Raw genomic sequence first — 12,382 nt, forward strand, 5'->3', positions numbered from 1 at the left:
GGCCTCAGTGGGTGGTCGGCGCCGGGGAGATCCCCGACAGCCCGCGGCCGGAGCGCCAGTCGTCCAGGATGCGCTTCTGCAGCCCGAACATCTCCTGCTCCTCCTCCGGCTCCTCGTGGTCGTAGCCGAGGACGTGCAGCACCCCGTGGACGGTGAGCAGCTGGAGCTCCTCGTCCATGGAGTGCTTCGAGGGCGCCGCGAGGCCCTGCTCCTTGGCGACCTCCGGGCAGAGGACGATGTCGCCGAGCAGGCCCTGCGGCAGGTCCTCGCCCTCCTTGCCGGGCCGCAGCTCGTCCATCGGGAAGGACATCACGTCGGTGGGACCGGGCAGGTCCATCCACTGGACGTGCAGCTCCGCCATCGCGTCGCTGTCGATGAGGATCACGGAGAGCTCGGACTGCGGGTGGATCCGCATCTTGTCGAGGGCGTAGCGGGCGATGTCGAGGATGGCTTCCTCGTCGGCGTCCCACCCGGACTCGTTGGCGATGTCGATCGACATGGAGGGCTTGTGACTCAGCTTTCGGTGCGATGGGACTGGCGCGGGGCACGGGCGCCCCGGCGCTGGACGGGTTTGCGGCTGTTCGGTGCCGACTCCTCGGCCTCCTGCAGGGCGTCCCAGCGCTCGTACGCGTCGACGATCCGGCCGACCAGCTTGTGCCGGACGACGTCGGTGCTGGTCAGCACCGAGAAGTGGATGTCGGGGACGTCGACCAGGATCTCCTGCACGACCTTCAGGCCGCTGCGGGTGCCGCCGGGAAGGTCGATCTGGCTGGTGTCGCCGGTGACCACCACCCGGGAGTTGAAACCGAGCCGGGTCAGGAACATCTTCATCTGCTCGGGCGAGGTGTTCTGGGCCTCGTCCAGGATGATGAAGGCGTCGTTGAGGGTCCGGCCGCGCATGTACGCGAGCGGCGCGACCTCGATCGTGCCGGCCGCCATCAGGCGCGGGATGGAGTCCGGGTCCATCATGTCGTGCAGCGCGTCGTAGAGCGGGCGCAGGTACGGGTCGATCTTCTCGTAGAGGGTGCCGGGCAGGAAGCCCAGCCGCTCCCCGCCTCGACGGCGGGCCGGGTCAGGATGATCCGGTTGACCTCCTTGGCCTGCAGCGCCTGGACGGCCTTGGCCATCGCCAGGTAGGTCTTGCCGGTGCCCGCCGGGCCGAGGCCGAAGACGATCGTGTGCTTGTCGATCGCGTCGACGTAGCGCTGCTGGTTGAGGGTCTTGGGGCGGATGGTGCGGCCCCGGTTGGACAGGATGTTCGCCGTGAACACCTCGGAGGGCGCCGGGTGGTCCGGGTTCTCGTCGGCGCTCCTGAGCATCGCGATGGAACGCTCCACGGCGTCCTCCGTCAGGGGTTGGCCGGTGCGCAGCACCAGCATCATCTCGTTGAAGAGCTGCTCGACCAGCCGGATCTCCGCGCGGTCGCCGGTGGCGGTGACCTCGTTGCCGCGGACATGGATGTCGGTCTGCGGGAAGCCCTGCTCGATCACTCGCAGCAGCGAGTCCGTGGCACCCAGCAGCGTCACCATCGGGTGCTTCTCAGGGATCACGATCCGGGTGCTGGCCGCCGCCTCACGGTGCGGCCGTCCGTTCGTACGGGTCTGCGGTGTGTCAGTCATGGGTCGGCGCTGCGGCCTGCCTCATCCCCATCCTCGACTCGGGGTGCAGCTCGGTCTCTCCGAGGTCACCAGGGTACGCCGCGGCCCGGTGCGCCGCGGCGGCGCGGCACCACCCGAGGGCGGGCGGATTCGATGGTGGGCCACCCGACCGGGGGATGCGAATGGTTTTCCGCCGGTGCGTCATCCCGGGCCCTCAGCCCCGGCGCCGGGGCACCGGCACCCGGGCGAGGTCCTCGGCCACCACGACCTCGCCGTCGAAGTGCTTGCGGGCCTCCGCCAGGTGCTGGTCGAGGTGCGGGTAGCGCTGCGAGAAGTGGGTGAGCACCAGTGTCCCGACGCCCGCCTCGGCGGCGGCCCGCGCGGCCTGCACGGCGGTGAGGTGGCCGTGCTCCTGTGCGAGGTGGGCGTCGGCGTCCACGAAGGTCGCCTCGATGACCAGCATGTCCGCGCCCTCGGCGAGCTCCGCGACGCCGTCGCACAGCCGGGTGTCCATCACGAAGGCGAAGCGCTGGCCGGGGCGGCTCTCGCTGACCTCGTCCAGGGTGACCGTCCGGCCGTCCAGCTCGATCCGGCCCTGCTGCTGCAGGAGGCCGACCGCCGGGCCGCGCACCCCGAGCGCGGCCAGCCGCTCCGGGACCATCCGGCGGCTGTCCGGCTCGGTCAGCCGGTAGCCGAAGGACTCCACCGGGTGCGAGAGGCGGACGGCCGCGAGCTCGAACGGCGCGCCCGGCGCCGACAGCGGCCCGGCGTCCTCGATCGGTCGCGGCCGCAGCTCGGCCGTCTCGTAGAAGGCGGAGGCGTGCCGCAGCCGGTCGAAGAAGACCTGGCCGGAGGCGGGGTAGTAGGCGTCCACCGGGTGCGGCACCCGGTCCAGGTTGATCCGCTGCACCACGCCGGCCAGGCCGAGGCAGTGGTCGCCGTGGAAGTGCGTGACCGCGATCCGGGTGATCTGGGTGGCGCTGACCCCGGCGTGCAGCATCTGCCGCTGGGTGCCCTCGCCCGGGTCGAAGAGCAGGCCCTCGCCGTCCCAGCGCAGCAGGTAGCCGTTGTGGTTGCGGTGCCGGGTGGGCACCTGGCTGGCGGTGCCGAGGACGACGAGCTCGCGCTGCGACACTCAGACCAGGCCCTCGCGCAGCGGGGCGCCGCCGAGCACGTGCACGTGCGCGTGGAAGACCGTCTGGCCGGCGCCCGCGCCCGTGTTGAAGATCATCCGGTAGCCGTTGCCGTCGATCTTCTCGTCCTCGGCGACCCGGCCGGCCTCGGTGAGCAGCTCGGCGGTGACCGCCGGGTCGGCGGCGGCCAGCGCCGCGGCGTTCGGGTAGTGCACCTTGGGGATCACCAGCACGTGGGTCGGCGCCTGCGGGTTGATGTCGCGGAAGGCCACCGTCCGCTCGGTCTCCCGGACGACCGTCGCCGGGATCTCGCCCGCCACGATCTTGCAGAACAGGCAGTCGGGCTGCGCCTCGCCGGCCATCGCGGTCACTCCTCGTGCTGAACCCTCGTCCTGACGGTCCGCAGCCTATCCGAGGCGTTCGCGCAGGTGCTTGCGGCGGACGATCAGGACGCCCTCCAGGTCGTCCGGTGCGTCGAACCCGTCCCGGGAGTCGAACACCGCGTTGACGACCACCACGGCCCAGCCGAGCAGCCCCGCGACGAACCAGCGCCGGGCCAGCCGCCAGGTGCCGGGCCGGCCGCCGTCGCCCTTGCGGACCACCCGGGTGGCGACCAGGAACTTGCCGACGCTGCAGCCGGTCAGCCGGGCCAGCAGCACCTGGTTGGCGAACGAGAGGACCAGCGGCACGGCCAGCACCATGACCGGCCAGAGCTTCGGTACCCGGGTCGCGGCGGCCAGGCCCGGCCCCAGCACGACGAGGAAGTCCAAGAGCCCGCCCAGCCCCCGCCGGAACCCCCGGCCTGCGGCGGCAGGGCCCGCTGCGGCACACCGTACGGCGCCCCGGCGTGGGGCGCCCGGCCGTACGGGTCCTGGCCGTAGGGGGCCTGCGGGTGGGCCTGCGGCGGGTACGGCTGCGGCTGCTGGTACTGCGGCTGCTGGTACTGGGGCTGCTGGTATTGGGGCTGCTGGTACGGCTGCCCGCCGTACGGATCGGCGGCCCGGCCCTGCTGCGGATAGCCCTGCGACATGTCCCCCACCCCCGGACGGCCGGTCGTCCGACCGTTCGTCATCCTACCGACGGCCCGGGCGCCGACCGCGGGGCGGGCGTCCGCACGCCCGCCCCGCGGTCGGACAAGCCCTACAGCCCCGGCACCGGCGGGGGCGTCCGGGCCGGGCGCTCCGCGAGCGCGGCGAGCGCCAGCCGGACGCCCTCGGCGAGCTGCGGGTCGCGGCCCGCCGCCCAGTCGTGCGGGGCGATCTGCACCTCGACGTCCGGGTCGATGCCGTGGTTCTCCACGCCCCAGCCGTAACCCTCCAGCCAGAAGGCGTACTTGGGCTGAGTGATGCCGGTGCCGTCGACCAGCCCGTACTTGCCGTCGATGCCGACCACGCCGCCCCAGGTGCGGGTGCCGACCACCGGGCCGATCCCCAGGGCCTGGATGGCCGCGTTGACGATGTCGCCGTCCGAGCCGGAGAACTCGTTGGCCAGCGCCACCACCGGGCCGCGCGGGGCGTCGCCCGGGTAGGGCTCGGCGTTGGCCAGGTCGCGGCCGCGGTCCCAGCCGACGATCCGGCGGTTGAGCTTCTCGATGATCAGCTGGGAGGTGTGGCCGCCGCGGTTCTCCCGCAGGTCGACGATCACGCCCTCGCGGGCCAGCTCGACCCGCAGGTCGCGGTGGAGCTGGGCCCAGCCGGAGCTGACCATGTCGGGCACGTGCAGGTAGCCGAGCCGCCCGCCGGACAGCTCGCGCACCTCGGCCCGGCGGCCGGCCACCCAGTCGTGGTAGCGCAGCGCCTCCTCGTCGGCGAGCGGGACGACCACCGGGTACCGCGGCACGCCGTCCTTGCCGGCCACGGTCAGCTCGACCGGCTGGCCGGCGGTGCCGGCCAGCAGCGGGGCCGGGCCGGCGACCGGGTCGACCTGGCGGCCGTCGACCGCCAGCACCGCGTCCCCGGGCCGGACGGCCGCGCCGGGTGCGGCCAGCGGCGAGCGGGCCCGCGGGTCGGAGGACTCGCCGGGCAGGATCCGCTCGATCCGCCAGACGTCGCCGTCGCGGACGAGGTCGGCGCCGAGCAGGCCCTGCCGGCGGGCAGCGTCGGTGCCGCGGCCGGGCGGGGCCACGTAGGCGTGCGAGGTGCCGAGCTCGCCGACCGTCTCCCAGAGCAGGTCGACCAGGTCGTCGTGGGTGCCGACCCGGTCGACCAGCGGCCGGTAGCGCTCCAGCACGCCGGCCCAGTCGACGCCGTTCATGTCCTCGCGCCAGAAGTTGTCGCGCATGATGCGGCCGTTCTCGTCGAACATCTGCCGCCACTCGGCGGCCGGGTCGACGGTCACCCGCAGCCGGGCGAGGTCCACGTCCAGGTCGTCGTCCTCGCCGGCCTTGCGGTCGGCCGGGACGATCCGCAGCCGGGGGCCGTCCAGCACCGCGAGCCGGGCGCCGTCGCCGCTGACCGCCCAGCCGTCCACTGCCGCGACGAGCTCCTCGGCCCGGCGCTTGGCGAAGTCGAAGCGCTCCAGGGCCGGCCGCGGGTGGTCGTCCTCCAGCGAGGCCGCGTTGTCCCCGAGCTCGCCGAGCAGCGGGACGCGCGTCCACAGCACGCCGTCCTTGGCGGCCCGCAGCGCGCCGAAGGAGCCGCCCTCCACCGGGAAGGGCAGGATCCGGTCGGCGATGCCCTCCAGGTCGACCCTGGTCGGCTCGGGGGCGGCGTCGGCGGTGTCGGCGGCGTCCTTCGCGTCCTTGCCGGCCGGCCTGGCGTCGTCGTCCTCGCCGGCCGCGGGGCGCCCGGCCCGCTGCGGGCCGAACGGTGACGGCGTGTCGGCGGCCAGGGTGATCAGGTACGGACGGCAGCCGGTCGGGAACGACAGGTCGAAGGAGTGCGCGTCGTACACCGGGTCGAAGTTGCGGACGGAGAGGAACGCCAGGTGCCGGCCGTCCGTGGTGAACGCCGGCGAGTAGTCCATGAAGCGCTGCTGGGTGGCCTCGCTGACGGTGCGGCTGGTCAGGTCGGCGAGCATGATCTGACGCAGCGACCAGGGGCCGAGCACCGGCCGGGACCAGGCCAGCCATCCCGAGTCGGGGCTGAACACCAGGCCGCTGACCTCGCCGTTCTCACTGCGGTCGAGCTCGTGGACGGTGCCGTCGGAGAGTGCGACCAGCAGCACCCGGCCGTCGTGCGAGGCGACCGCGAGCTGCTTGCCGTCGGGCGAGAGTGCCAGGTCCAGGACCCGGCCGAGCCGGCCCGCGGCCAGCGTGCGGCGCTCGGCCTCCAGCACCGCGGGCGCGTACACCAGCGCGTCGTCGCCCTCGGCGTCGGTGACCCAGACGGCGCCCTGGGCGCCGTCGGCGCCGGGCACCACCCGGACGAGCCGGGCCCGCGTCCCGGGGGTCGCGTCCAGCACCCGGGCCGGGCCCTCACGGTGCGTCAGCCAGTGGACGGTGCCGCGCACGACGACCGCGCTGGCCCGGCCGGTGCGGTCCGGGGCGACGGTGGACAGCTGCCCGGCGGCGGGGACGGGGTGCGGCTGGCGGTGCGTCCGCGGGCCGGCCGGGCGGACGTCCAGCAGGCGCGGCTCGGCACCGTCGAGGTCCTCCAGCAGCCACAGGTCGCCGCCGCTGTGCCAGACCACGCGGCGGCCGTCGGTGGAGGCGTTGCGGGCGTAGAACACGTGGTCGCTGTGGCGGCGCAGGTCGGAGCCGTCGGGGAGGCTGGAGTAGAGCTGCCCGGTGCCCTCGTGGTCCGACAGGAAGGCGATCCGGCCGCCGACCCAGAGCGGCGACTCGACGTTGCCGTCGAGGTCGGCGTGCAGCCGCCGGAACTCCTCGCCGCCGGCCTCCCGGCCGCCGATCCAGAGCTTGCCGACCGTGCCGCCGCGGTAGCGCTTCCAGTGCGCGGGCTCGCGGCTGAACGCCGACAGCAGCAGCACCCGGTCGCCGTCCGGCTCCGGTGCCAGCCCGCCGATCGGCCCGTACGGCAGCCGGGTCGGCTCGCCGCCGTCCAGCGGGACGGCAAACGCCCAGCTGCGGCGGAGCGTCGCCTGCCCGGCCGTGGTGACGGCGATCGGCCGGCCGTCGGCCGTCCAGCCGCGCAGCGCGGTGCGGGGGCTGCCCCAGTGGGTGAGCCGGCGGGAGGGCCCGCCGTCGGTGGGGGCGACGTGGATCTCGGGGGCGCCGTCGCGGGTGGACGTCCAGGCGACGTGGCGTCCGTCGGGCGAGAAGCGCGGGTGGCTGACGGGGGTCTGGTCGGCCGTCAGTCGCCACGCCCGGCCGCCGTCCAGCGGCGCCAGCCAGACGTCGTCCTCGGCGACGAAGGCGACCAGGTCGCCGTGCAGGTGGGGATGGCGCAGGTAGGCGCCCGAGGTGGTGCTCTGCGGTTCGGTCACAGCGCCACCCTAGGCAGGCGCGGGACGCCGCGCAGGGGGTTTCCGCACGACCGCCGCAACGGGTTCGGGTCCGTACGACCGGGCGGGGACCGGCCGCCGGACCGGACAGGCGCGGAACCGGATCAGGACCGGGTCAGGACCAGCGGCCGGTGCGGCCGAGCAGCAGGGCGCCGGCCGCGACCCCCGCGGTGGAGGTGCGGAGCACCGACGGGCCGAGCCGGTACGGGAGGGCGCCCGCCCCGGCGAACGCGGCGAGCTCCTCCGGGGAGACGCCGCCCTCCGGGCCGACCACGAGGACGATGTCGCCGCTGTCGGGCAGCGGGGCGGCGGCGAGCGGCGCGGCCCCGTCCTCGTGCAGCACCGCGGCCAGCGCGGCGGCCCCGAGCAGCGGGAGGAGCTGACGGGTCGTCACGAGGTCGTGGATCTCGGGGAACCGCAGCCGGCGGGACTGCTTGCCGGCCTCGCGGGCGGTCGCCCGCCACTTGGCGAGCGCCTTGGCGCCGCGCTCGCCCTTCCACTGGGTGATGCAGCGGGAGGCGGCCCAGGGGATCACCGCGTCCACGCCGACCTCGGTCATGGTCTCCACCGCGACCTCGCCGCGGTCGCCCTTCGGGAGCGCCTGGACGACGGTGATCCGCGGGGCGGGGGCCGGCTCCTCGCGGACGGCGACGACCGCGATGTCGAGCGCGTCCTTGCCGTGCACGGCGCTCACCGTGCCGTCCACGCCGTGGCCGAGGCCGTCGGCGAGGGTGACGGCCTCGCCGGGCGCGAGCCGCTTCACCGCGGCGGCGTGCCGCCCCTCGGGCCCGTCCAGCCGCAGCACGGCACCCGGCGCGGCGCCGGCCAGCAGGGCGCTCTCGACGACGAAGACGGGCGCGGTCATGGTGGGGGTGTCCTTCCGGGTGCGGGCACGGGGACGGCGGACGGGGGCGCTGCGGGATCCCCGCGGCGCCCCCGTCCGCCGATGACGGCCTGGGTGGCCTAGGGCTTGTCCGACAATTCGCGTCGCATCAGCGCGCGGCTCCCCGGCCTCCGGCCGGGAGGTACCCCCAATGCGCGCCCGGCTGGGCGTGCCGCCGTGTCGGCCTCGTACTGGACGTACTTGGCCGATGCGGCGGGACGTCCAGGTGGGGGCTCCTCCCGGCCGAAGGCTGGGGGAGGATGATCCGGCGTCGCGCGCGCGGCGGGAATTGTCAGACAAGCCCTAGCGGCCGTTGAAGGCGTCCTTGAGGCGGGAGAACAGCCCCTGCTGGCCGGGTGCGAACTGCCCGGAGGGCCGCTCCTCGCCGCGCAGCACGGCCAGCCGGCGCAGCAGGTCCTCCTGCTCGGGGTCGAGCTTGGTGGGCGTCTGCACCTCGACATGCACTATCAGGTCGCCCCGGCCGCCGCCGCGCAGGTGGGTGATGCCGCGGCCGTGCAGCGGGATCGACTGGCCGGACTGCGTGCCGGGCCGGATGTCGACCTCCTCCATCCCGTCGAGGGTCTGCAGCGGCACCTGGGTGCCGAGCGAGGCCGCGGTCATCGGGATGGTGACGGTGCAGTGCAGGTCGTCGCCGCGGCGCTGGAACGTCGGGTGGGCGATCTCGGCGATCTCGACGTACAGGTCGCCGGCCGGGCCGCCGCCGGGGCCGACCTCGCCCTCGCCGGCGAGCTGGATCCGGGTGCCGTTGTCGACACCGGCGGGGATCTTGACGGTCAAGGTGCGGCGGGCGCGGACCCGGCCGTCGCCGGCGCACTCCGGGCAGGGGGTGGGCACGACGGTGCCGAAGCCCTGGCACTGCGGGCAGGGGCGGGAGGTCATGACCTGGCCCAGGAAGGACCGGGTGACCTGGGAGACCTCGCCCTTGCCGCGGCACATGTCGCAGGTCTGCGCGGAGGTGCCGGGGGCGGCGCCCTCACCGCTGCAGGTGGTGCAGGTGACGGCGGTGTCGACCTGGAGTTCCTTGGTGGTGCCGAAGGTGGCCTCCTCCAGGGTGATCTCCAGGCGGATCATCGCGTCCTGGCCGCGCCGGGTCCGCGAGCGCGGGCCGCGCTGGCCGCCCGCCGCGCCGAAGAACGCGTCCATGATGTCGGAGAAGCCGAACCCGGCCGCGCCGAAGCCGCCCGCGCCGCCGCCTCCGCCGTTCGGGGAGAGCGGGTCGCCGCCGAGGTCGTAGACCTGGCGCTTGGCCGGGTCCGAGAGCACCTCGTAAGCGGCGTTGATCTCCTTGAACCGCTCCTGGGTCTTCGGGTCCGGGTTGACGTCCGGGTGCAGTTCACGCGCGAGGCGCCGGAACGCCTTCTTGATCTCGTCCTGCCCCGCATCCCGTCGGACGCCGAGTACCGCGTAGTAGTCCGTGGCCACCAAATGCTCCGCTTGTTCCGCCTCTAGAAGTGCTTGCGACTGGGTCCGCGCCGGGCGCGGGCTGCTCTACGACTCGGCCAGGATCTGACCCACGTACCGTGCCACCGCTCGCACCGCCCCCATTGTGCCCGGGTAATCCATCCGGGTCGGACCGATCACTCCCAGCTTTGCCACGCTCTGGTCGCCCGAACCGTAACCGACGGAGACGACCGACGTGGAATTGAGACCCTCGTAGTCGTTCTCCCGGCCGATTCTGACCGTCATCGCGGACTCCGCGGTCTCACCCAGCAGGCGGAGCAGCACGACCTGCTCCTCCAGGGCCTCCAGGACCGGCTGGATGGTGAGCGGGAAGTCGTGGCCGAAGCGGGTCAGGTTGGCCGTGCCGGCCAGCATGATCCGCTCCTCGTTCTGCTCGGCGAGCGTCTCGAAGAGGGTCGCCAGGACGGTGGCAACGGCCGGGCGGTCGCCGGCCTCGAAGGTGGCGGGCAGGTCCTCCAGCAGCTCCGGGACGTCCGGCAGCCGCCGGCCGCCGGCCCGGGCGTTCAGCCGGGCCCGCAGGTCCGCCAGGAGGTTCTCGCCGACCGTGCCCGGGCAGTCGACCATCCGCTGCTCCACCCGGCCGGTGTTGGTGATCAGCACCAGCATCACCTTCGCCGGGCCGAGCGCGACCAGCTCGACGTGCCGCACGGTGGACCGGGTCAGCGACGGGTACTGGACGACGGCGACCTGCCGGGTCAGCTGCGCGAGCAGCCGGACGGTGCGGGCCACCACGTCGTCGAGGTCGACCGCCGCCTCCAGGAAGTGCCGGATCGCCCGGCGCTCGGGCGGCGTCATCGGCTTGACCTCGGCCAGCCGGTCGACGAACAGCCGGTAGCCCTTGTCGGTGGGGATCCGGCCGGCGCTGGTGTGCGGCTGGTGGATGAAGCCGTCCTCCTCCAGCGCCGCCATGTCGTTGCGGACGGTGGCCGGGGAGACGCCGAGGTTGTGCCGCTCGACCAGGGCCTTGGAGCCGACCGGCTCCTCGGTGCCCACGTAGTCCTGGACGATGGCCCGCAGCACGGCGAGCCGCCGCTCGTCCAGCGGCCGGACGGTGGAACGGGTGTCGACCAGGCGGGCGTCTGCCCTGCCGTCGTCGGCCTTGCGCTCGCCGGCCATGGGGCACGCACCTCCGTCGTCGTCCGTTGAGTCGGTAGCCGTCCGGTGTCTGGCACTCTGGATGGCAGAGTGCCAGAACCGTACCTGCCAGTGTAAGGCCCACCTCCGGCGGCAGGAACGGGCCGCCCACGTGATCCTCGACCGATCGCGTCGTGGCGGACGGTGCCGCATCGGGCGGCGGGTGGCAGCATCGAAGGCGAGCGAGCTACCGAAGGAGCAGCGATGTCGGCGTCACGGCAGCACTCCCGATTCGCACCCGACCGGGGTCTGACCGGTCGGATGGTCACCACCATGTTCCTCATCGGCCTGGTCTACGTCGGCTTCACCGGGCTGCTGATCGCCCTGTTGCGCGGCGCTTGGCCGATCATCGTGCTGATCTCCGGCGGGCTGTTCGTGGCCCAGTTCTGGTTCAGCGACAAGATCACCGAGCGGGCGATGGGCGCCCACGCGGTGAGCCCCGAGCAGTACCCGCAGCTGCACGGCACCGTCGACCGGCTCTGTGCCCTGGCGGACATGCCCAAACCGCGGGTGGCGGTCGCCGACAACGACATGCCCAACGCCTTCGCCACCGGGCGCAACCCGGACAACGCCGTGGTCTGCGTCACCACCGGGCTGCTGCGCCGGCTGGAGCCGGAGGAGCTGGAGGGCGTCCTCGCCCACGAGCTCTCCCACGTCGCCCACCGGGACGTCGCCGTGATGACCATCGCGGGCTTCCTCGGCGTCCTGGCCGGCGCGATGACCCGGATCGCCTTCTACGGCGGCTTCTACGGCAACAACCGCAACAGCAACGACCCGAACACCGCCATCGCGATGATCGTCATCCCGCTGGCCAGCATGGTCGTCTACGCGCTGAGCTTCCTGCTCACCCGGCTGCTCTCGCGCTACCGCGAGCTCGCCGCCGACCGGGCCGCCGCCCAGCTCACCGGCCGGCCCAGCGCGCTGGCCTCCGCCCTCACCAAGGTCACCGGGCAGATCGCGGCCATCCCCTCCGAGGACCTGCGCCGCTCCCAGCCCTACAACGCCTTCTACTTCGCCCCCGCGCTGAGCGCCCGGGAGACGGCCGCCCAGCTGTTCTCCACCCACCCGACGCTGGAGCAGCGGCTGGCCCAGCTGGCGAAGATCTCCAACGAACTCGGCCACTGAACCGGCCGCCGAGAGGACTCTCCGTGGGATTCCTGGACGCCTTGCTGGGCCGCAGCAAGCCGGTCAAGCCCGACCTCGACCAGCTGTTCGGCATCCCGTCCGCCGCCCTCACCCTGGAGGCGGCGGCCGGGTACCGCCCGACCGGCCTCGGCTCGGTCTGCTTCGCCGCCGTCGAGGGCGGTGCCTTCGACGAGGTCCAGCGGCAGGTCAGGGCACTGCTGGACGCCGACACCGACCGCGGCGGCGCACCGGTGGAGGGCTCCCAGGACGGGTACGGCTACTCCTGGCTGCTCGCCCGGCACACCCCCGAGGAGCTGCCCGACCTGGTCAACGACCTGCACGCGGTCAACAGCGAGCTGGAGGCCAACGGCTTCGGCCCGCAGCTGCTCTGCTCGATCGTCGGCTTCCGCAACGACGCCGGGCAGTCGCTCGGCCTGGTGTACCTCTACAAGCGCGGGACGTTCTACCCGTTCGCCCCGATGCCCGGCGGCGGCGAGAAGCGCAACAGCCCGGTCGAGCTCCAGATCAAGGCGATGCTCGGCGACGACCTCCGGCTGGAACAGGACCTCAGCCGCTGGTTCCCGGTCTGGGGAGCCCCGGGGCTGTAGCCGGACGCGGCGGAGCCC

10 protein-coding genes and 1 pseudogene are annotated in these 12,382 nt (G+C 73.8%); 2 read left to right on the forward strand and 9 right to left on the reverse strand.

What is annotated here, in order from left to right:
* Positions 1-4: 4 nt before the first annotated feature.
* The 9 genes and pseudogenes from ybeY to hrcA form a co-directional block, all read right to left on the reverse strand.
* Entirely contained in the window at positions 5-499 is a 495-nt protein-coding gene (gene ybeY, locus ABEB13_RS14620) for an rRNA maturation RNase YbeY (protein ID WP_100890321.1), read from the reverse strand.
* Positions 500-513: 14 nt separating this feature from the next.
* Positions 514-1,619, reverse strand: a pseudogene (locus ABEB13_RS14625) (PhoH family protein).
* Positions 1,620-1,812: 193 nt separating this feature from the next.
* Positions 1,813-2,733, reverse strand: coding sequence for a ribonuclease Z (locus ABEB13_RS14630; protein ID WP_345705871.1), 921 nt, complete (start codon positions 2,731-2,733; stop codon positions 1,813-1,815).
* Entirely contained in the window at positions 2,734-3,093 is a 360-nt protein-coding gene (locus ABEB13_RS14635; protein WP_345705872.1) for a histidine triad nucleotide-binding protein, read from the reverse strand. It lies immediately after the preceding gene.
* 45 nt (positions 3,094-3,138) lie between these two features.
* Positions 3,139-3,501 carry an RDD family protein gene (locus ABEB13_RS14640; protein WP_345705873.1) on the reverse strand — a complete coding sequence of 121 codons (363 nt, stop codon included), beginning with the start codon at positions 3,499-3,501 and terminating at the stop codon, positions 3,139-3,141.
* A 370-nt stretch (positions 3,502-3,871) separates the two neighbouring features.
* A complete protein-coding gene (locus tag ABEB13_RS14645) occupies positions 3,872-7,114 on the reverse strand; it encodes a S41 family peptidase (protein ID WP_345705874.1) in 3,243 nt (1,080 codons plus the stop codon).
* Between the two features lie 133 nt (positions 7,115-7,247).
* The gene (locus ABEB13_RS14650; RefSeq protein WP_345705875.1) at positions 7,248-7,997 is read right to left on the reverse strand and encodes a 16S rRNA (uracil(1498)-N(3))-methyltransferase; all 750 of its coding nucleotides are present in this window, start codon (positions 7,995-7,997) and stop codon (positions 7,248-7,250) included.
* A gap of 321 nt (positions 7,998-8,318) precedes the next feature.
* Positions 8,319-9,458, reverse strand: a complete 1,140-nt coding sequence (gene dnaJ, locus ABEB13_RS14655; protein WP_100890314.1) for a molecular chaperone DnaJ — start codon at positions 9,456-9,458, stop codon at positions 8,319-8,321.
* A gap of 66 nt (positions 9,459-9,524) precedes the next feature.
* Positions 9,525-10,613 (reverse strand): heat-inducible transcriptional repressor HrcA, encoded by a 1,089-nt coding sequence (hrcA, locus tag ABEB13_RS14660; RefSeq protein ID WP_345705876.1) that lies wholly within the window; start codon positions 10,611-10,613, stop codon positions 9,525-9,527.
* A gap of 222 nt (positions 10,614-10,835) precedes the next feature.
* Between hrcA and htpX the strand changes: the two genes are divergently transcribed.
* Both htpX and pspAB read left to right on the forward strand, forming a co-directional pair.
* Positions 10,836-11,756 carry a zinc metalloprotease HtpX gene (gene htpX / locus ABEB13_RS14665; RefSeq protein WP_345705877.1) on the forward strand — a complete coding sequence of 307 codons (921 nt, stop codon included), beginning with the start codon at positions 10,836-10,838 and terminating at the stop codon, positions 11,754-11,756.
* Between the two features lie 23 nt (positions 11,757-11,779).
* On the forward strand, positions 11,780-12,364 hold the full coding sequence (gene pspAB, locus ABEB13_RS14670; RefSeq protein ID WP_345705878.1) for a PspA-associated protein PspAB: 585 nt from the start codon (positions 11,780-11,782) through the stop codon (positions 12,362-12,364).
* Positions 12,365-12,382: the final 18 nt, after the last annotated feature.

The sequence above is a fragment of the Kitasatospora paranensis genome (assembly GCF_039544005.1).
Taxonomy (GTDB): domain Bacteria; phylum Actinomycetota; class Actinomycetes; order Streptomycetales; family Streptomycetaceae; genus Kitasatospora; species Kitasatospora paranensis.